The organism is Brochothrix campestris, assembly GCF_046058945.1.
Classification (GTDB): domain Bacteria; phylum Bacillota; class Bacilli; order Lactobacillales; family Listeriaceae; genus Brochothrix; species Brochothrix campestris.
The window spans coordinates 1,298,747-1,319,705 of record NZ_CP175511.1; the positions used below are offsets into that span (position 1 = coordinate 1,298,747).

Genomic DNA, 20,959 nt, shown 5'->3' on the forward strand with positions numbered 1-20,959 from the left:
AAAAAAGGGGAGCTAATGCTCCCCCCAGACAACCTATCCATGATATAGGTTTATTCAATTGCGAACTAATGCTAAGTAGCGCCAGTTCACAATTCGTCTGGTTAACTACGCGACACGTAATTAGTTGTTGATTTGGTTCATAACTTCTTCTGCAAAGTTTTCTTCGCGTTTCTCGATACCTTCACCGACTTCGTAACGTACGAAGCTAGCAACTTTAGCACCTTTTTCTTCAACGAATTTACCAACAGTCAAGTCTGGGTTTTTTACGAATGGTTGATCTAATAAGCTAATTTCAGCTAAGAATTTGTTTAAACGACCAACAATCATTTTTTCAACGATGTTAGCAGGTTTACCTTCGTTTAATGCTTGTTGTGTTAACACTTCTTTTTCGTGAGCAATTTCTTCTGGGGCTACTTGATCACGAGAAACATATTTAGGGTTTACAGCTGCGATGTGCATTGCAACATCTTTAGCGACAGCTTCATCCGTTGTTCCTTCAACGATAGTTAAAGAACCGATACGGCCACCCATGTGTAAGTATGAACCGAATGAATCTGCATCAGTTTTGCTCATGATGACAAAACGGCGTAATGATAATTTTTCACCAATTTTGTTCATTGCAGAAGTAATGTATGTTTCAACTGTTTCGCCAGGGTTGATTTCTGATGCTAAAGCAGCAGCTAAATCAGCTGGTTTTGCAGCTAATAAATGTTTTGCTAAGTCGTTAACAACTGTTAAAAATTCTTCGTTTTTCGCAACAAAGTCAGTTTCAGCATTAACTTCTAATAAGACAGCGTCGTTGCCGTCTACTAATACGTTAGTAAGACCTTCAGCAGCGATACGATCTGATTTTTTAGCAGCTTTTGAGATACCTTTTTCGCGGAGGTAATCGATTGCAGCGTCGATGTCACCTTCTGTTTCAACTAAAGCTTTTTTACAGTCCATCATGCCTGCACCTGTTTTTTCACGTAATTCTTTTACTAAAGCAGCACTAATTTGAGCCATTGTATGTTTCCTCCTAGGATAAATGTCTTTTTTATTTTTTTCTTTAAAAAAAGGTGATAAACAATTCAATCTGCTTATCACCTTTTGTTGTTCGGAACGTTTTAGAAATTAGCCTTCTACAGTTTCAGAAACTGTTTCTTCAACTACTTCTTCTTGTCCTTGTTTAGTTTCGATGATAGCGTCAGCCATGCGACCTGTTAATAATTTAACAGCACGGATTGCATCATCGTTTGCAGGGATAACGTAATCGATTTCGTCAGGATCACAGTTTGTATCAACGATACCAACGATTGGAATATTAAGTTTACGAGCTTCTTGAACTGCGATACGTTCTTTACGAGGATCAACGATGAATAATGCATCAGGAATATCTTGCATTTCTTTGATTCCGCCTAAGAAACGTTCTAATTTTTCTTGTTCTTTCTTAAGTAAAACAACTTCTTTTTTAGGTAATACGTCAAACGTACCATCTTCAGCCATTTTTTCGATGTCTTTCAAACGACGTACACGTTTTTTGATAGTACCAAAGTTAGTTAATGTTCCACCTAACCAACGGTGGTTAACGTAAAATTGACCTGAACGAATCGCTTCGTCTTTTACTGATTCTTGTGCTTGTTTTTTAGTACCTACGAATAATACGCGGCCACCGTCTTCAGCGATTGATTTAACAAAGTTGAATGCTTCGTCAACTTTTTTCACTGTTTTTTGTAAGTCGATGATGTAAATACCGTTACGTTCTGTGAAGATGAATTTTTTCATTTTTGGGTTCCAACGACGAGTTTGGTGACCGAAGTGAACGCCTGCTTCTAATAATTGTTTCATTGAAATAACTGCCATGATGTTATTCCCTCCTGTGGTTTTATTATTTTTGCGAAAAAATCGCCCTCTATAAACATCAACTATACCGGGAACCATTTCCTTTGGTACCACCCTGCATATCAATTTATATGTGATTTTAACAACATTAGTAATTATAGCATGTCTGTTTTATGATTGCAAGGCTTTCTAACAGCCTTTTTAGAAAAAAAGGGTCTTTACTTTCACAAGGGCTCTGTTGCACAAATCTTATGACGAATACAACTGCCCTATTTCTGCACGGCTTTCTGGCGTAAAATCAGCGGTAAAATACCCCCGTTACGATAATAGATTACGTCGATTAAACTATCAAATCTTACAATGGCTTGAAATTTCAGGATTTTCTCCCCTTGCGTAGCCGTTACTTCGACCATTTCACGAACACCTGCTGTATCATCAATCGCAATATCAAACACTTCGTCGCCGTTTAATCCGAGCGACGCTGCTGATTGTCCATCAATAAATTGCAACGGTAAAATACCCATTAACACAAGGTTAGAACGATGAATTCGTTCATAGCTTTCAGCAATTACGGCTTTAACACCGAGTAATTTCGGCCCTTTCGCTGCCCAGTCACGGCTCGACCCCATTCCATAATCTTTACCCGCAAGTACAACCAATGGTGTTTGTGTCTCTTTATAACGCATTGCAGCATCATAAATTGATGAGACCTCAGCTGTTGGCCAATAGGTAGTATAGCCACCTTCTGTGCCCGGTGCAACCTTGTTGCGAATCCGAATATTAGCAAAGGTACCACGCATCATCACCTCGTGGTGACCACGTCGTGAGCCATACGAGTTAAACGAACGAATTGGTACGTCATGCGCTCTTAAATAAAGGCCTGCCGGTGTATCTTTTCCGATGGCACCAGCTGGTGAAATATGGTCGGTTGTCACTGAATCGCCAAAGTAAGCTAATACACGTCCACCGCTAATCGGTTGTATTGGTTCAATTGCCATTTGCAACGCATCAAAGAATGGCGGATTTGCAATATAAGTTGATGTTTCATCCCAGTTATAGGCAGCCTCATCAGTTGTTTCAATTGCGTTCCACACCTCATTGTCATTAAACACTTGTGCGTATTGTTTGCTGAATATTTCTGGTGTTACAACGGTTTTCACTAATGCCTCAACCGCTGCTTTATCCGGCCAGAGGTCACGCAAGTATATTGAAGTGCCGCTTTGATCTGTTCCGAGCGCTTCCGTTTCAAAGTCAAAGGCAGTCGTTCCCGCTAAAGCATAGGCCACCACGAGCGGTGGTGAAGCCAAGTAGTTCGCCTTCGTTAACGGGTGAATCCGACCTTCAAAGTTACGGTTACCACTTAAGACCGACGATACGAGTAAGTCTTCGCGTTGAATGGCCGCTTCGATTTCAGGCAATAACGGACCGGAGTTCCCAATACAGGTCGTACAGCCATAACCAACGAGGTTGAAACCGAGTTGATCCATATAAGGCGTTAAGCCCGCATCATCTAAATAAGCCGTCACTACTTTTGATCCCGGCGCTAACGAGGTTTTAACGTAGCGTGGCACTTTCAAGCCAAGTTCAACGGCACGTTTCGCAATCAAACCTGCGCATAATAACACATACGGATTTGACGTGTTCGTACAAGAGGTAATGGCAGCAATCGCCACAGCGCCTGTCGGCATCGCTAACGTTTCACCATCATCAAACGTAATCTGCGCTGTCTTTTGCGTCTCGGCTGCGCTTAAACCGAAACCTTGATTTCCGACCGGTGCTTGCAAAGCGGTTTCAAACGCCGTTTTCATCTCTGTCAAGGGTATTAAGTCTTGCGGACGCTTTGGTCCCGCTAAGTTCGGCATGATTTCTGCCAAATCAATCGTCACACTCGAACTGTAAGCAATTGTTTCTGTTGTATCATGGAACAGATGATTGTCTTTTAAATAGCGTTCAATCACGTTTATTTTAGCTTGCTTTCGTCCTGTTAGGGCTAAATAAGCTAATGATTCGGCATCGACTGGGAAAAAGCCACAGGTTGCTCCGTATTCAGGTGCCATGTTGGCAATCGTTGCTCGATCAGACAAGGTTAAGCTTGCTAATCCTGCCCCGGTAAACTCAACAAACTTACCGACAACACCATGTTGACGTAGCACTTGTGTCACTTTTAAGGCTAAGTCAGTTGCGGTCGCACCGGCTGGCAATGCGTTTAATAAAGTGACGCCGACAACTTCGGGCACAGGGAAGTACGACGGTTGACCGAGCATCCCTGCTTCTGCTTCAATTCCGCCAACACCCCACCCCAGTACACCTAAGGCATTAACCATCGTCGTATGCGAATCGGTGCCGACGAGTGTATCTGGATACAAGACCGTGCCTTGTTCAGTCGTCTGTTCAAACACCACCCGCGCTAGAAATTCTAAGTTAACTTGATGTACAATACCCGTTGCTGGTGGCACTGCTTGATAATTATCAAAGGCATTCTGGGCCCATTTTAAAAACTCATAGCGTTCTTGGTTGCGTTTAAACTCCATCACCATATTCCGTTGCAACGCTTCATGCGTCCCGTACGTATCAACCTGAACCGAATGGTCAATCACTAAATCAACTGGCACTTCAGGGTTAATTGCTTCAGGATTCCCCCCCAGTTGTTTGAGGGCATCGCGCATTGCTGCTAAATCAACCACCGCAGGTACACCGGTGAAATCTTGTAAAATAACCCGAGCTGGTTTAAACGGCACTTCGCCGGATTGGTCGGTCGGTTGCCACTGCGCTAATGTTTGTACATGTTCTTCCGTAATGATTAAGCCATCGTGTTGTCGTAACACCGATTCGAGTAACACACGAATGCTGTATGGCAATGTGGTAACATCGCGCAGCTGCGCCTCGCAATAAGCCGCAATATCAAAATATGTGTATTCTTCCCCATCGACCATTGTTTTTGCTACAAATTGCTCATTGTTTAACATCGAATACCCCCATTTTCACCGCTTTATTTTCTGTCAGAATAATAAGAAAATTCTGTTCAGAATAAATGCGCCCGTTGTGTTACTGACGCTTATCTACTCCTTACTATAGCCTTCTTTCTAACATAAGTAAATTAGATTGTATTTTAAAATAGAGATAAGTTTTACTTATCTCTATACATTAGAAAAACAGCACCGATGTTTAACTAGTACTGTTAAACGTCTGTGCTGTTTAGTTTTGTGCCAATTTTTTATACAGGTCATAATAATATAAAATATCGGTCACATAAATATCAGAATGGTTATAATCGAAAATCGCCTTTTTGAGATGTTTGCGGTCGACGCTTGCCTTCGTTTTATCGAGGTAATTGGCTGTGCTAAAAACCGCATCACTAAGGTTCATCGGATCAGCTTTTCCATCCTTATCACCGTCAATTCCATAACCACCGTACTTGGCAATCACATCGAGATTGACTAAATCAGCGGCGGTGACGTCATCATTTTTACCTGGGTAATTCCATCCGACCCAGGTTAACGGTAAAAATTGCATTGGTCCTAACGCGCCTGCATTGGATACCATTGATTTTGATTGAGAGAAGTTCGTTTCAACACGATGAATCGCGGCCAATAAATACCAATCGACATCGTAAGCCTGTCCGGCTGCTTGATAAGTAGACACATATTTCGCAGGAATATGCCCTTTAATTTTCATTGCTTGTGATTGCCAAACGTTCCCAAAAAGTAACGCTAGAAAAACAGTTGCGAGTAAGAGAAAATCAAAAGCGCGTCCAGCTGTTTTTAACAGTTTCATTCGCTTCAACCTCTCTTATGATAATTTATCCGTGTTAAATAATAATTGTTTTAATTCATTAATATTAATGCTCGCCTTTTGTTCATTTGAAGGCAGAATTTGATCAACGAGTGAGAGTTTGGATTGTTGCAACTCACGAATATTCTCTTCGATTGTTCCTTCCGATATAATCCGTACAACATCGACATCCTTCGTTTGACCAATTCGATGCGCTCGCGCAGCGGCTTGTTGTTCAACTGCCGGGTTCCACCACAGGTCATATAGCACGACCCGTGAAGCACCGGTTAAGTTTAAGCCTGTTCCTCCTGCTTTAAGGGAGATTAAAAAGACGGCGCGTTCATTGTTGTTAAACGCGGTTGCCATTTCCATCCGTTTTGAGGCATTAGTTTTACCATCGAGTAAGAAGAACGGGATACCTAGCTTATCGAGTTCTAGCCCGATTAACGGCAACATTGAGGCAAACTGTGAGAAGATTAACATCTGCTTGTTGGCTGATGTTGTTTCAATCACCAGGCGAAGCAATTCACCTAACTTCGCTGAGCCACCGTTATAATCTTCTAAGATTAAGCGGGGATCATCACAAATCTGACGTAAACGTGTGAGGGCTGCTAGTATTTGCATCCGTTGTTGCGGCTCACTATTGTCTTCTTCGAGTGATACACGGAGGCTATTAATAACCTGCATGTAGATTTTCTTTTGTTCGTCATTGAGATCAATCATCACATTTTTTTCATTGAGACTCGGCAAATCGGATAAAATATCATCCTTTAAGCGTCGTAGGATAAACGGTTCGGTTAGTTTCTTCACCTCAGCCGGTGGCAGTTTTTTAAACTGTGTTAATAGCGGAAGGTAACCCGGTAAAATGATTTGGAACAGTGCCCATAAATCATCGATGCGGTTTTCAATCGGTGTTCCACTCAAGGCCACCTTGTGCAAGGCATTGACGTGCTTCGCCGCTTGTGAAATGAGCGAACGTGAATTTTTAAGCGACTGCGCTTCATCGAGCACAAAACAGCCTAATGTATGTTGACGATAATCAGTTAAATCTTCGCGCAACATCGCGTAGCTCGTAATGTATATTTGATTTTGTTTCATGCCTGCAATGGCATCTTGCCGTTTCACCTTATTACCATCAATTATTTCTGCTTGAATCCCCGGTGCAAACTTCAACCACTCGTTTTTCCAGTTGTAGACAACTGAGGATGGACAAACGATTAAGGTTGGTTCTAACGTCTCGTATTTATCGATTAAGCGACAAATATAAGCAATCGTTTGAATGGTCTTACCAAGCCCCATTTCATCAGCTAAAATACCATTTAGGCCATATTGGCTTAGTAATGTTAACCAGCTGTAACCTTCAACCTGATGTGGTTGGAGTGTGCCGCCAGTCAATTGGGGACTCACTTGTTCTAGCTCCCAGTTCCCTGATTGCATCAGTACCATTAAATCATGGAGCTGATCCGTAATATGCATTTGTGTTTCGCGGTTTTGCATTAACGGCAACGCCCGATAGATTGACAGACGCAACTGATCTTTTTGCCAATCGGCCGGCTTAATCCGCATTTTTCGTAACAATTCATGGAGTGCAAGTGCATCTTCTGACTCAAGCGAAATCAAACGACCCGCTTCATCTTCGTACACTAAATTACCTTCGAGAATATGTTCAATCAATGATTTAGAATGTTCACCTTCGTAATCCTTAAACTGGACTGAAAAGTTGACATAACCGTCTTGTGCATCTTCATTGAAGTAGGTTTCAACTGGCATTTCGGTAATAATATTTTCAAGGGACTCATCCATAATGACTTCTGCTTGCTCTCGTAGCAAAGGAACAATGTATTTATAAAAGACATAGCGCTCATTCGCTTTCGTACTCACTAACACGGTGTTCTTTTTAACATGCAACGGCGCCTGCTCTAAAATGCGCATTACAGCATGTTCGGCATACGTGTCTCTAATAAAGAGCGCATCGCCACTAAGTGCGGGCGTCCATTTATCAAAGAACGGATCATAGCCAAAATCATTGTAATAATGTGTCACCTGCAGGGCATGTTCCTTTTCGTTCGCCGTAATCCGAATAACGGTATGAATCGGATAATGAACAACCTTCATTTCATTGAATTCAGGCAATTGAATGTCAGTTATTTTTTCAAGACTCGTTAAAATATACGAGAAGAAATTGGAATAATCTTCTTTCAAGACAGTGTGAATTGTTTGCTCGGTCTTTTTGAGCCATTTTTTGATTAAAATAAACGGCTTGATCGTATGTTCGGAAAAATGATAAAAAGAGCCATCAAAAAAGAGCAGTTGTTCTTGTTCGAACACAAGTGCTTGTTCAAACTCTTGAAAATCGAAGGCAACGCCGTCGTCATTAAACTGATGTGTTAAATGAATGGGAACCTTCCGATTATCATAAAACCCTTGGATGGGATAACTGACATCTTGGTATGTAAATGTCGCTAACTGCATTGGCATTTGTCGTAATACACGGATGATCATCTCACTTGTTAACGTCAGTTGTTTTTCTTCAGCGTATGTACGTGACCAATCGTTTGTATCATAAATACGCGCAACACGTGCCAATTCACTTAAATCCGCTAAGATTTTCAAATGGGCTTTTGAGAGCGCTATATCTTTAAAATCAACCGTCAAACGGGGATTGACAATGTAATACGTATCATTCTCCCATGATTTTAAGAAGGCACGAATGTCCTTAATCACATAATGTGTTTGACCAACCTTACCTATTTGCAGCGAGATCGCCATTTTACGATCGGCTTCTGAGACGAATAAAGGCATTAGCATGTATGTTAATTCATACGGAATTCGTTCTGCTTTTTCAAAGTCATAACTGTACGTATCTTCTGCTAAATCAGCTGCGAAATCGTTAATTAAAGATATCGTTGTATTTTTCGGTCGCGGTTTGATCACTTTTTGTTGGACAAGTTCATCAATCACTGTGTTGATATGAACACAACCTTCTTTTGGATTTGATTCGTATTGATGACATTCACATCGATAGGTCGGATCTTTCTCATCTAAGTGAAAAGCCGAGACGATGTAGCTCACCCGGGTATCTTTAACCGTTGCCATTATCATATTATGCTCTTTATCTTGACGTAAATGAGTTATTGATAGCATTTATTTATCATCCCTTAAAGGTAATAGTCGAAACATGCGATTGTACGTATGATCGCCAATCATTAATGTGCCTTTTGTTTTAAAGCCTAAGCGTTCGTATAGCGCACGGGCTTGTGGATTTTGTTGATCACAGTTTAAGGCTACCTGTGTTTCTCCAGCTGCTTTAGCAGCGACATTGGCATAGCTGAGCAACTGTGTCCCAATGCCTAAACCACGGGCAGTAGGTGCAGTTACAAGTGAGTCGATGTACCATTCACCTGCAACGGTTTCAACGTCCTCAAACAGCCGTTGCGTCTCACTTAGATTAAATGATGCGAGAAACGGTTTGAAATGAGCATCGAGTTGAGCTAAGGCCCCACCGCTGTATCCACATAAGAAACCGAGAATTTCCTCCTCGCGTTCATACACATGAAAATTTGTATAACTATAGCGTGATTCAGTTCCTTCTATAATCGGAATCAACTTATTATTTAAAGCTTCATCATTAAATTGAGCAAACACAGGCAATTCTATATCACGTAAAATAATTGAAAGTAGCGGTGCCAGTTGCTTTGCATCTGTTCGTTTAGCAGGTCTTATCATAAGGCAAAATCCTTTCATAACAAGCTGATCATCCGTCATCGTCTATTTGCTAGACGAGATAACCGTCGTTTAGTTCAATCTATCTGTTTAACTTGCTAGTAGAGAACTATCTCTCTACAGAATAGCACAAAACAACCTTTAATTGAAACTAAAATGCGTTGTTGAGCCATTTGCTGTCTGATTTATGACCAATTTGCTATTTATGCGTGATTTCAGTTCTGGTACATGTGAAATTATTCCTACTAAACGACCGTTTGCTTGTGTATCGAGCAACATGTCAATCGCTTGTTCGAGTGAATCGGGATCAAGTGTCCCAAAGCCTTCATCGATAAAAATCGTTTCTAGTGAAAGGCCACCACTCAACTCTTGGATACAGTCGGCTAATGCTAGTGCCAGTGCCAACGAGGCTTTAAAACTTTCTCCCCCAGACAACGTTTTAACATGACGCGTTTTAGACGTATACGCATCGATAACAAATAGTTCTAAGCCACTTTGGGCGTTGCCTTTTGCCAGTCCACTTTGACGCTGCAGTTGATAGCGTCCATCAGTCATCGTCCGCAAACGTGGATTGGCGTATTCTAGAATCAAATCCAAGAATGACGTCAAGACATAACGCTCAAACGTTAATTTCGAACCGTTTTTACCACGGGCTACGTTTGCCAAATAACTAATTTCATTGAAGACCGCTTCAGCTCGTTCTATCGCCGCTCGTCTCGTTTGATAATTATTTAACAGTTGTTCCTCATTTGCATATAGTTGTTGAAGGTGAGCCAACTGTTGTGCGAGCTGCTGACGTTCTTCTTCTAACGCTGCCACAGCCGCTTCGTGTTCGGCAATATCAGGAATAGAATGACCTTCTAATAACTGTGCGAGTGTTTGCCGTTGATGTTCAAGCTGTTGCTGCTGTAGTCGATAAGTATTGCTAGTCGTTTGGCATTGTTCGAGCTCTGTGGCTGGCAGCACCGCTTGCAAAACAGCCGCTTCATCCGCAAATTGCGCTTCGGCAATTTTCGTGTTAATCAGCTGATGTAAATGTGACACCCGTTGTTGTTCGGTTTCAACAGCAGTTTTGGCGGCGGCTTCTTGAGTAATTAATGCGGTTTGTCGAATAAGCGCCGCTTGTTGTTGCTTAAGATAGTCTTTTTCTTGAGCAATAAACGCAGCCACTTTTTGAGTGCTATCTGTCACATCTGTCTGCACTGCTTCAATATCTGCCGGCAACGGTGGCGTGGTTTGTTCAAGTCGCTGACGGTCATTCGCGATTGCTGTTATCCGCGCGACATTGGCTGCCATCGTCACTTCTAATGCCCGGTGTGCCTCATCTTGACGTTTGAAATTTTCCTGTAAACGCGTGTATTTGGCTTCGGCTTCATTGAGCGTTTCTGTCACAGTAAATGTTTGCAGCTCTGCTTGAGCTGCCATTAAGTTGGCTTCTTGTTGCTCTTTTTGCGCTATAATCGTGCTGTCATCGATATTTAACTCCAAATAAAGTTCACCTAAGCGTTCTTTCGCTTGCGCATTTTTATATTTATTTGTTGTAATTTGCACCTTGGTTTCAGCAATTTGTGCGAGGATGCCAGCGATTAATTTATCTAAATCAGCTAATGTTTCAGCGACGTTTAATGGTTCATCTTCATTAGCCGGTTGAGGATGTTCGAGCGAACCACACACAGGACAAGCTTGACCCGCTGCTAGTTGCGACGCTAACTGCTGTAACAGCTGTTGTTTCTCAGTCGAAATCACGGCTGCCCGTTCTTCGTCCCAGCGTTTTTGCGTGGTTTGTGCCTCAATCAGTTGCTGTTCTAAGTAGGCTATCGCCTCTTCAGTCCGTGTCATTTCATCAATGAGCGCTTCGCTCTTGGCATAGTTTTTCAACCACCGTTGCGCGTCCGTTACACGTTGTTCAATACGAAAGCGCTGATTATCACTAACTTGAGCCGCTTCAAACTGACTTTTCGCCGTGGCGAGCAAGGCTGCATCGGTAGCTAGGCGTTCTGTTTGACGGTTAAAAATGACCTGATGCTGTTCTTGTGCTTGAACGGTCGCGTTCATCTGCTGCTGTAAGCTAAACAATTGCTGCCACGCTGGTAAATGTTGCTTCAACTGCTCAGTTTTATTTGCCAGTTCTGTTATTTGTGGTCGTTGTTGCTCAAGTTGATGTACTTGAGTGGTTATTGCAGTCATCTTCGTTGACAACTCAACCAGATCTGCTTGAGCTGTTGCTAATTCAGCTGTTTTTTGCTGCGCCAGTTGCACGGCTGTAATACTTTCTTCAATCCATGTCATGATTGGTCGTGCTGCCAGAGCGCGTTCAACTTGTTGCTCAAGCTGCGCCATTTCATCGGCCCGCAGTGCTAACGCGTCTTGCTCCGTTTTTACGCTTGCAAGTTGTTGCCATTGACGCAGTAAAGTTTCAGCGACCGCCTTCGCTTTTTGGGCCTCCGTATAACGTTGATCACAGTTTGCTTTTGCCGCGGTTAAACGGTCGCGTTCAATCGTAGTTGCTGTATGCAACTGTTCAACATGATCACAGATAGCGAGATGTTGTTGTTTTTCAGTGTCGGCCTGTGGTAATTTATAATATTCCTCACGCAATCCTTGTAACTGTTGCTCGATGAGCGTAACCGTTTCTTCTGCTTGACGCTGACGTTCATAAAGTTGATCTTGAATTAACTTATAAAACGATGTATCCGCCAGTTTTTGTAAAATTTCTTCCTTATCCTTACTGTTGCTCACCAGTAATTCACGGAACTCATTCTGCGGTATCATCATGATTTGGCGGAATTGTGTCACGCTTAACGGAATGATGGTTTGCATTTGCTCTTGGACTTCACGAATATTCGCCCCTAACAGCGTTGGTGTTTCATTATCAAGGCGATAAAGAGCTGCTTCACCACTGATGAGACGTTGGCCAGTGCCACGTTTTTTGTTGAGGTACTGTTGTGGTCGACGGGTAATTTGGTAACGGGTTTGATTGATATCAAATGTGAGACTAACCTCGGTTGGTGTGTCTGCGTCGGCATAGTCAGAGCGTAACGATTGGGCGTCACGCATTTCCCCATTTGCTTCGCCAAACAGGGCAAAACTCATCGCATCGAACAAGGTTGATTTCCCGGCACCTGTTTTACCAGTAATTAAAAAGATATGCTCCGAAGCCAACTCAGTAAAATCAATCACTTGTTTTGTTGCATACGGACCAAAGGCTTCAATCGTTAACTCAATCGGTTTCATGCTGATCCTCCTGACGAATAGCGCGAATAATCTCGCTGATAACGGTTTGTTGTGACGCTGCGATTGGCTGCTGTTCAACACTTTCAAAAAATTGGCTGAATAACGTTAACGTATCGGCCTGTTTTAAGTCTTTAAACTGTTGACCTTGTTGGTAGATTGCCGTTTGTGCTGGACGTTCGAGATGCAATAGACGCGGATAAACTTCTTTTAGTCGACGCATCGGTTCATACACATCCCCCGTATCAGTCAACGTTATTTGGAGGTAATCATCCAACGGTGCGAATGTGGATGATTGTTCGAGTAACTCGGTCATATTCCCCTTAATTAAGCGCATGTCGCGCAGTGGCTGCAGCATCACCTCAGTCGTCGTAATCGGTCCTGCTTCTGGAATATGTAAGACACGGACACTTTTTTTATCCGCCACTTCTGAAAACGAATACTTTAATAAAGACCCAGCATAACTCACCGTTCCCTTCGCAAGCGGTCCGTCAACCAACTTGCCTAAGGCATGTGGGCGATGAAGATGACCTAAGGCGGTGTAATCAAAGCTATCGAATACTTTCGTACTGACTGCATCAACGCCACCCATTGCCAGTGGACGTTCTGATTCACTTGGTTCACCACCCGTAACAAATAAATGTGCAATCGCTACCTGATATTTAGTTGCATCTTGGAGTGGTTTTATTTTTGCAATAATGCGTTGCATCGCTGCTTCTTGGGTACGAATGGTGGCATCCTCAAAATATGCGGCAGCCGCAAGGTTCTCAAAGAACGGAATGAGCCAAAATTGCGTATTACCAAGTGTAATGGGTGTGAAAATCTGTTCAAGTTGGGTCGTCAAATAAAAACCATTGGCTTGATACCAGTTGCTCCCAAAATGTAATCGGTCACTGCTATCATGATTACCACTAATCGCTAAAACGGGAATTTTCAAGGTCAAGTTAATCGTGGCCAATGTGTCATTTAATAGTTCAACCGCATCGAGCGGTGGAATCGCACGATCGTATAAATCACCGGCAATAATTAAGGCGTCAGCCTGCTCAGTCTCAATGAGGGCAATGAGCTGCTTAAGCTGAAACGCTTGGTCAGCTGTCATTGATTGACCCGCAACTATTTTCCCTAAATGCCAATCGGCTGTATGGATAATCTTCATCTGTGCAACGCCCTCTCATAAAATCACTTTAATAGTCTAATTATACACTAAAAACGAAAACTGCCGTAGCTTTCTTTCCCGATACGGCCACTTTTAAACGTGTTCTCAATCTAGTTTACATAATAAAATTAATGTTCACTTCATTTAATTTAACAAAACGTTTGTCTACCCCCTTTTAAAATTGACAAGAACCCTCTATAATTAGAAAGTAATCCATACATTTAGTATCACTAAGTGTTGAGAATGAAATCGACAGGAGTGTCCACCTATGTTTTATAAGTTTGCACGATCATTAATTGCAGGAATTCTATTTTTAGCCAACGGACGGATTAACATCCAAAATCGAGCTAAAGTTATCCCTGCACCTTTTGTGCTTGTTTCGCCCCATACCTCGTGGTTAGAAATTTTATACTTGGGCGTCACCATTAAACCGATTCAAATTCACTTTATGGCGAAGGAAGAATTATTCAAAAACAAATTATTTGGTAAGGTGTTGCGAGGCTTAAATGCGTTTCCAGTTAACCGCACCAATCCTGGACCAAGTGCTTTAAAAGTGCCCGTTAAGCTTTTAAAGGATGGTAATGTCCTTGGCATTTTTCCTTCTGGCACTCGCAAAAATACGCATAACCAATTGAAACGTGGTGCCGTAACCATCGCTAAAATGGCAAAAGTACCGATTGTACCAGCTTATTATGACGGACCACAAAACTTAAAAGAGTTATTTCAACGAAAACAAGTAACGATTCGTTACGGTGAACCGATTTCGATGGCAGATGCCAAATCGAAAGAAGCGCTCGAACAAAAATCAGCCGTCCTTATTGCTGCCTTCGATGAGTTGCGGAGCGAGCTTGAAGCAACAAAAAGCAAGTAAACCAAACATTATCGCTAAGCCGTCCTAAAACTAACCGTTTTATGGACGGTTTTTTGCTGTCAAAATAAGGAAGCTAAAAACGATTATTGTTTCAACTTTAGCTGCTATAACATCCACTGCAAAAAAACAGCTAACGCCTCATCGAATGGTATCGATTGAGCATTAGCTGTTTCTCTCTTTTGAGAGTGGCTGAGGCCTAGCTTCTTTTTAGTGGTACAATAGGGCGCTTGCGTTAAAAGCTTCGACTACTACCGCCACCACCACTAGAACCGCCGCCACCGAAGCTACCACCTGATCCGCCGCCATAACCGCCGCCGGAGCCACCACCTCGTCCGCCGCCTCCGAATTGAGATAAAAGCCAGAGGACGGTTGCCAAACCGTTCCCACTACCACCGCCTTTGCCTCCCTTGCCACCTTTCCCACTAAAGAGGATGATAAAGAGGATGACGATAATAATAAAGATGATAAAACCACCGCCACCAGTGTCGTCATCGGCCATGGTTGATTCGACAGTATAGCCCGCAAAAATCGTGTCGTCATCAAATTCATATTCTTGATTAACCTTGAGAGCGACCTCTGTAAAGATTTGTTTTAATGCGACCTCAAACTTATCGTTTTGTAAATCATCGATACTATTGTCTAGAATCGCACCCGTTGTTGCGTCGGGTAAGGCGCCTTCAAGCCCATAACCAACTTCAATGCGAATTTTGCGATCTTCTTTTGAAAATAAAATCAACACACCGTTATCTTCTTTTTTTTGGCCAATCTGCCATTTTTCAAATAACTTAACTGCATAATCATCGACGTCATCCCCGTCAAGGTTTTTAACAGTCGCTACGACAATTTGTGGTTTTTGTGTCGTAGTTTCATAATGTTTGTTGACATCGATAATGTATTTTGCGGTTGTGTCACCTAACAATTGAGCACCATCGTTAACGTAAAAAGCAGTTGTCGCCGATGGATACGTAGCAGCCCAACTAATACTTGGCAAAAAACAAATGGCTGATGCGATCAAGAAGACGAGTGTTTTGCTCAATCGACTCATCACCACTTCACCTCTTTCTTGCAGCAATTAGTCAAGGTCAACCGTTGGGGCTTTATCTGCTCCAGCAGTTGCTTCAAAAAATGCTAGTTTTTCAAAACCAAACATACTCGCGACAATTGTTGCTGGGAATTTTCGTGTTTTAGCATTGTATGTTTTGACGACTTTATTGTAACGGTCACGTTCAACTGAAATACGGTTTTCTGTTCCTGCTAATTCATCCATTAATTTCGTCACATTTTCATTTGATTTAAGCTCGGGATAATTTTCGGTAATAACTAATAAACGTGATAACGCGGAATCCATTTCATTACTCGCTTCAACTTTTTCATTTGTCGTTTTCGCTGAACCATATTGTGTACGGGCATCCGCAATCGCGCCAAATACTTCTTTTTCTTGTTTCATACTACCTTTGACACTATTAACTAAGTTGGGAATTAAATCATAACGACGTTGCAATTTTGAATCAACATTAGCGAATTGTTCTTCAGCATCATTTTGAGCTGTCACTAAGCCATTATATGTAGTTACAATCGGAATCGCAATGATTGCTAAAATAACAACAATAACAATGACAGGTTTCATCCAGTTTTTCATCAGACATACCTCTTTTCATTTTTTTAGTTCACTTTATTATACCCTAAAATATGATGAAGCAATAGTAATGGCACCGTTTTCTGATTGAAAAATAAAAAGAGGCGACAGCAATTGACACCTCTGAGGTTGCCGACAAAGTCGTAAGCGTTTCTTTATCGTATTGTTTTCACTTTTGTTTGTTGTTTTAGCTTTGCCTTCAATTGAAAATGCATCGCAAAACGCCACGGCCAAATCATCGATACACCTAGAATCCAAAACATCCCCGCCAACTCTCCGAAGGCGATTGTATCACTCAAGTAATACTTTATAATCAGACGGATAATGAGCAGTCCCATCAAAATAAACGGAAACGATTTTGTCCGCACAATGTAGATATCTTCGCCACGGATGTCGTACTTTGTTGTCCAAATTAACACGATTGAAAAAACGAGACCGAGGCCAACCGCTTCGATGATGTTCGTTTGACTTACTCGAAAGATGGGAAACACAAACATTAGCCCGCCGCTCAACATTCCCAATGGCGGTATCCAGATTTTTTTAAATGTCGCTGGTTGTTTCGATGATTTCATCCGAATTACAATCACAAACAGACCAAATAATAAGGTAATAATTGCTGAGCCCCAAAAAGACATCGTATTCCTTCCTCCCTTTCATTACATTCCACCCGTTATTATATGCTTTTTCTATATATCCGTCAAAAGTAACCAAAAAACACATTCACCCAAAAGAGTGAATGTGTCACAGACTGAAGATAAACGCTGTTCTAGGTCGTTACGACTTGCTCGCTCGTCGTGCCTACTAGAACACTTTGAAGATATTGGAATGGAAAAGAATAGCGACTATTTCCCGTCACTACTTTTCCATGAAATATCATAGAAGTTAGCAGATTAAACGAGAGGATATAACAACGTTTCTTTTCAGTCATGTCATCTTGCAGCCAAAGTCACTTGAACTAACGTCCAAAGTAAAACCAGTTTAATTCGACTTTGTCTACAATCTGAAACACATTCTCCCAAAAGAGTGAATGTGTCATATTAAAGCGAAAGTAATACAAACCGGCTTTGTTCGTACCTGAATTAAAGTGGGCTTTATCTGTCTGTGATTGCTTCGCCTTTACTTTGCAGTTCATACATGCTGAAATAAATGCCACGTTGTGCAATCAATTCGTCATGTGTGCCACGTTCGACAATTTGACCATGATCGAGCACAAGAATTTGTTCAGCATCACGAATAGTCGATAGACGATGCGCAATCGCTAAGGTCGTGCGCCCTTGTCGAATCCGCACTAACCCTTCTTGAATGAGCTGTTCTGTTTCGGTATCAATACTGGCGGTTGCTTCATCGAGCACCAATATTTTCGGATTGGTGACGATTGTCCGCGCAAACGATAGCAGTTGTTTTTGCCCTTGAGAAAAGGCAGCGCCGCGTTCTACCACCCGGTGATCATAACCATTGGCAAAGGTTTCAATAAAACGATCTGCCTGAACAAACTCTGCCGCCGCTCGAATTTGCGCATCCGTAATCGCCTCATTCTTCAAGCGAATATTATCGGCAATTGTGCCGTAGTACAAAAAGGAATCTTGTAGCACTAAGCCCATTTTGGCACGTAATTCAGCAGTGGCATACGTTTTAATCGATTCACCATCGATTAAAATATCCCCGCGTTCAAATTCGTAAAAACGCATCATCAAGTTGATAATTGAACTCTTTCCACTACCGGTATGGCCAACTAGAGCGACCGTTTCACCCGGTCGAGCAATGAACGAAATATTGGATAGAACGTCTTGTTGCCCATCATATGAGAACGAGACGTTCTTGAATTCGACTTGACCAGCCTTGATTTGTTGCGTAGCTGTCTCCACTTGGGCTGGCACGTACTCCGTATCATCCATCATTTTAAAAATACGAGATGCCGCTACAACTGCTTGTTGGAAAAATGCCAACCGTTCCATAATTTGTTGGATGGGATTGAACAGTTGTTGAATGTAGTTGATGAACACGAACACGAGACCAACCGTTATACTTGTTGAAAGCGAAGCCCAACCGAAGTAAAATAACACAATCGCAATCCCGATACCTGATAACAACTGAATCGCTGGTCCCAGTAATAGACCATTTAATTTCGTATTACGAAAGCTTGCGGTAAAATACGCTTCATTCGTTTCGGAGAACTCGTCTTGCAGGCGTTTCTCCTGACTGAATTGTTGAATAATCGGCATCCCCGAAATTGATTCCGCCAATTTCGCATTCATCTCACTTAATTTCTCACGTGCTTGTTGGTAAAATGCCGTACTGTAACGTTGATAAAGATATATAATCCAAATTGAGATTGGCAACAATACTAAACAAATTAAAGCCAGTTTCACATTTAAGAAAAACATCGTAATATAAATACCAATCAGCGTAAAGACAGCTGATACCGCTGTTGATAAAACAGAGACAAACATGTCAGTAATCGCTTCAGTATCATTTGTTAGACGCGACACGATGCTACCTGACGGCACCTTATCGTAAAAACGCATGCCTTTACGTTGCAGGTCGGTAAATAAAGCCAATCGAAGGTCTTTGACAATTGTAAAGGCCGTTTGTTGGAAACGGAGCTGTTCGACGTACCAAATGAGTGAAGTCACTACGAAGGTTGCAAACGTAAGACTCGTCCATAATGTAAAGGCCGCTGTATCCGTGCTCTTCACCTGAATAAAGTGATCGAGAATGTATTTGATGAGCAACGGCGTTGTTAAGTTACCTATGGTGACGATGAGTGTCAAGATTAAGGTCAGTGCTAAGCTTTTTTTATAAGGGCCAGCATAACTTAACAAACGTTTTAACGTTTGCACTTGTTGTTTACCGGTTAATTTTTCAAGCGGTTCATTTTTAGACACGCGCCTCCACCTCACTTTCGCTCGTTGCGCTCAGTTGTTGTTGTTCAAAGATGCTCGCATACCAGCCTTTTTCCGCCATTAAGTGCGCATGGTTGCCCTTCTCAATGATGGTCCCTTCCTCCAGTACAATCACCTGTTCACTATGTTGTACTGAACTCAAGCGGTGGGCACAAATAATCGTTGTTTTATCCGCGCGTGTGTCACGCAAAGCAGAAACAATCGCTTCTTCTGTCTTTGCATCAACCGCTGATAAGGCATCATCTAAGATAAGCAGTTGCGGGTTCATTAGCAAGGCACGTGCAATGGCGATTCGTTGTTTTTGACCACCAGATAAGGATACGCCCCGTTCCCCAACTAATGTATCATAGCCCTCACTAAAGGCTAAAATATCGTCATGAATTGCCGTTAAACGAGTCACCGCTTCAACCTCAGCTTGTGTCGCTTCAGGACGACCAAAACGAATGTTTTCACGGATTGTCGCTGAGAATAAAAACTGATCTTGCGGCACGTAACCGATTGACTGACGCAAGGCTGCCAGTGTGTAGTCCTTAATGTCTCGACCACCAATCGTAATCGAGCCATTGTAATCATCGACCTGACGAAGTAATAGTTGAACGAGGGTCGTTTTACCGGCACCCGTACGCCCAACAATTCCGAGTGTTTCTCCCGCACCAAGCTGCACGTCAATGTGATGGAGGGCAATTTTTTCATCCGCATAACGCACTTCTGTGAGCGCCATGTTAATATCACCTACAGGTGTTGTTGCACTCGCGTTTGCGCGATCGCTAACAGCCGGTTCGTTCGCCATTAATTCTGCGACGCGATCGTACGACGCCGAGCCACGTTCCAAAATGTTGTATAAAAAACCAAAGGCTAACATTGGCCAAACGAGCATGCCTAAATAAGTAATAAAGGATACGAGGTCTCCGACCGTCATTTCAGCTTGACGGATTAAATAAGCACCGCCAATTAAGGTGAGTACATAACTCATGGCGACGATAATGTTAATCGCCGGATCAAACGCAGAGTCAAGGCGAGCCACGACGACATTTTTGTGACGGACATCATCAATTTGACGTTCAAAGTGAGTGGTTTCAGCCGCTTCTTGGCCAAATGTTTTAGTGACCTTTGTGCCGCCAATTGTTTCTTGAGCGTAGTCATTCATTTGCGAAAAAGCACTTTGGGCATTGCGAAAACTAATGTGAAGCCGTTTGCCTAAAAACTGTGATGATAAAGCAATTAATGGCATCGGTAATAAGGCAATCACTGTTAATTTCCAGTTGATAAGCGTCGCCATCGTGACAATCACCATTCCACCCGTGAGGACGGAGTCGGCTAAGGTTAAAATACCTACGCCAGCTACTTGTTGAATGCTTTTCAAGTCGTTGGTTGCATGAGCCATCAAGTCACCGGTCCGATGTTTTTGGAAAAAATCACCCGACATATTCGTTAAATGTTTAAACAGACGGTTGCGTAATTGTCGTTCGAGCCGTAAGGATGACCCAAAAATATGAGTGCGCCACACGTAACGAAGGCCGTACATTAAAACTGCCGCCCCTATTAAAATCGCCACAATTACACCCAAACGAGTAGCGCTCAACGTTTGACTTGCAATCGCATCAACGGTTAAACCGATTAAGCGGGCGGGTATTAACGCTAATACAGAAACTGTAACGAGCGCTATAATCCCAATCAAATAGGCACGTTTTTCTTGTTTGAAAAACCACCATAAATCTTTAAATATTTTCATTCAGTCACCTCAAGTTTTTCTATTATGATCGTTCTCTCTTAGATAAATTAGGTTCAGACAAGGCTTATCCATTCAATCATCATACTAAAAAGAACGAAAGACGGTCAAGCACAAC

General features: G+C 42.3%; 14 protein-coding genes. 1 reads left to right on the forward strand and 13 read right to left on the reverse strand.

Translation table 11 applies throughout. The features are described from left to right. Positions 1 to 120: 120 nt before the first annotated feature. The 8 genes from tsf to ACJYYY_RS06450 all read right to left on the reverse strand — a co-directional run bounded on the left by tsf (position 121) and on the right by ACJYYY_RS06450 (position 13,702). Positions 121 to 1,005 carry a translation elongation factor Ts gene (tsf, locus tag ACJYYY_RS06415; RefSeq protein ID WP_035313756.1) on the reverse strand — a complete coding sequence of 295 codons (885 nt, stop codon included), beginning with the start codon at positions 1,003 to 1,005 and terminating at the stop codon, positions 121 to 123. 108 nt (positions 1,006 to 1,113) lie between these two features. After that, entirely contained in the window at positions 1,114 to 1,842 is a 729-nt protein-coding gene (rpsB, locus tag ACJYYY_RS06420; protein ID WP_035313758.1) for a 30S ribosomal protein S2, read from the reverse strand. Between the two features lie 248 nt (positions 1,843 to 2,090). Continuing rightward, positions 2,091 to 4,787: an aconitate hydratase AcnA gene (gene acnA, locus ACJYYY_RS06425; RefSeq protein WP_408868730.1), complete on the reverse strand. Its 2,697-nt coding sequence runs from the start codon at positions 4,785 to 4,787 to the stop codon at positions 2,091 to 2,093. Between the two features lie 229 nt (positions 4,788 to 5,016). Continuing rightward, a complete protein-coding gene (locus ACJYYY_RS06430; RefSeq protein ID WP_035313760.1) occupies positions 5,017 to 5,595 on the reverse strand; it encodes a lytic transglycosylase domain-containing protein in 579 nt (192 codons plus the stop codon). A 15-nt stretch (positions 5,596 to 5,610) separates the two neighbouring features. Continuing rightward, complete coding sequence (locus tag ACJYYY_RS06435; RefSeq protein WP_035313761.1) at positions 5,611 to 8,736, reverse strand: DEAD/DEAH box helicase; 3,126 nt, start codon at positions 8,734 to 8,736, stop codon at positions 5,611 to 5,613. Then, positions 8,737 to 9,357 (reverse strand): GNAT family N-acetyltransferase, encoded by a 621-nt coding sequence (locus ACJYYY_RS06440; RefSeq protein ID WP_084038517.1) that lies wholly within the window; start codon positions 9,355 to 9,357, stop codon positions 8,737 to 8,739. A 99-nt stretch (positions 9,358 to 9,456) separates the two neighbouring features. Then, positions 9,457 to 12,549 (reverse strand): AAA family ATPase, encoded by a 3,093-nt coding sequence (locus tag ACJYYY_RS06445; RefSeq protein WP_035313765.1) that lies wholly within the window; start codon positions 12,547 to 12,549, stop codon positions 9,457 to 9,459. Beyond that, complete coding sequence (locus tag ACJYYY_RS06450) at positions 12,536 to 13,702, reverse strand: exonuclease SbcCD subunit D (RefSeq protein ID WP_035313767.1); 1,167 nt, start codon at positions 13,700 to 13,702, stop codon at positions 12,536 to 12,538. The genes ACJYYY_RS06445 and ACJYYY_RS06450 overlap by 14 nt, the downstream gene beginning before the upstream one ends. Positions 13,703 to 13,970: 268 nt before the next feature. On the opposite strand from ACJYYY_RS06450, the gene ACJYYY_RS06455 reads away from it, so the two are divergent. Beyond that, the gene (locus tag ACJYYY_RS06455) at positions 13,971 to 14,573 is read left to right on the forward strand and encodes a 1-acyl-sn-glycerol-3-phosphate acyltransferase (protein ID WP_035313768.1); all 603 of its coding nucleotides are present in this window, start codon (positions 13,971 to 13,973) and stop codon (positions 14,571 to 14,573) included. Positions 14,574 to 14,805: 232 nt separating this feature from the next. On the opposite strand, the gene ACJYYY_RS06460 is transcribed toward ACJYYY_RS06455, so the two are convergent. From ACJYYY_RS06460 to ACJYYY_RS06480, 5 genes are all read right to left on the reverse strand, one after another. Continuing rightward, positions 14,806 to 15,618, reverse strand: coding sequence for a YgcG family protein (locus ACJYYY_RS06460; protein WP_156921134.1), 813 nt, complete (start codon positions 15,616 to 15,618; stop codon positions 14,806 to 14,808). Between the two features lie 27 nt (positions 15,619 to 15,645). Then, complete coding sequence (locus ACJYYY_RS06465; RefSeq protein ID WP_035313769.1) at positions 15,646 to 16,212, reverse strand: LemA family protein; 567 nt, start codon at positions 16,210 to 16,212, stop codon at positions 15,646 to 15,648. A gap of 152 nt (positions 16,213 to 16,364) precedes the next feature. After that, on the reverse strand, positions 16,365 to 16,844 hold the full coding sequence (locus tag ACJYYY_RS06470) for a CcdC family protein (protein WP_408868731.1): 480 nt from the start codon (positions 16,842 to 16,844) through the stop codon (positions 16,365 to 16,367). 456 nt (positions 16,845 to 17,300) lie between these two features. Continuing rightward, positions 17,301 to 19,094 carry an ABC transporter ATP-binding protein gene (locus ACJYYY_RS06475; RefSeq protein ID WP_408868732.1) on the reverse strand — a complete coding sequence of 598 codons (1,794 nt, stop codon included), beginning with the start codon at positions 19,092 to 19,094 and terminating at the stop codon, positions 17,301 to 17,303. Then, a complete protein-coding gene (locus ACJYYY_RS06480; RefSeq protein ID WP_035313770.1) occupies positions 19,087 to 20,844 on the reverse strand; it encodes an ABC transporter ATP-binding protein in 1,758 nt (585 codons plus the stop codon). The genes ACJYYY_RS06475 and ACJYYY_RS06480 overlap by 8 nt, the downstream gene beginning before the upstream one ends. Between the last annotated feature and the right edge of the window lie 115 nt (positions 20,845 to 20,959).

Coding starts and splice junctions, on each gene's coding strand:
- ACJYYY_RS06430 (WP_035313760.1), bottom strand. CDS start 5,595: ATGAAACTGTTAAAAACAGCTGGACGCGCTTTTGATTTTCTCTTACTC.
- ACJYYY_RS06460 (WP_156921134.1), bottom strand. CDS start 15,618: ATGAGTCGATTGAGCAAAACACTCGTCTTCTTGATCGCATCAGCCATT.
- ACJYYY_RS06450 (WP_035313767.1), bottom strand. CDS start 13,702: ATGAAGATTATCCATACAGCCGATTGGCATTTAGGGAAAATAGTTGCG.
- ACJYYY_RS06435 (WP_035313761.1), bottom strand. CDS start 8,736: ATGCTATCAATAACTCATTTACGTCAAGATAAAGAGCATAATATGATA.
- tsf (WP_035313756.1), bottom strand. CDS start 1,005: ATGGCTCAAATTAGTGCTGCTTTAGTAAAAGAATTACGTGAAAAAACA.
- ACJYYY_RS06445 (WP_035313765.1), bottom strand. CDS start 12,549: ATGAAACCGATTGAGTTAACGATTGAAGCCTTTGGTCCGTATGCAACA.
- rpsB (WP_035313758.1), bottom strand. CDS start 1,842: ATGGCAGTTATTTCAATGAAACAATTATTAGAAGCAGGCGTTCACTTC.
- ACJYYY_RS06480 (WP_035313770.1), bottom strand. CDS start 20,844: ATGAAAATATTTAAAGATTTATGGTGGTTTTTCAAACAAGAAAAACGT.
- ACJYYY_RS06440 (WP_084038517.1), bottom strand. CDS start 9,357: ATGACGGATGATCAGCTTGTTATGAAAGGATTTTGCCTTATGATAAGA.
- ACJYYY_RS06470 (WP_408868731.1), bottom strand. CDS start 16,844: ATGTCTTTTTGGGGCTCAGCAATTATTACCTTATTATTTGGTCTGTTT.
- ACJYYY_RS06455 (WP_035313768.1), top strand. CDS start 13,971: ATGTTTTATAAGTTTGCACGATCATTAATTGCAGGAATTCTATTTTTA.
- ACJYYY_RS06465 (WP_035313769.1), bottom strand. CDS start 16,212: ATGAAAAACTGGATGAAACCTGTCATTGTTATTGTTGTTATTTTAGCA.
- acnA (WP_408868730.1), bottom strand. CDS start 4,787: ATGTTAAACAATGAGCAATTTGTAGCAAAAACAATGGTCGATGGGGAA.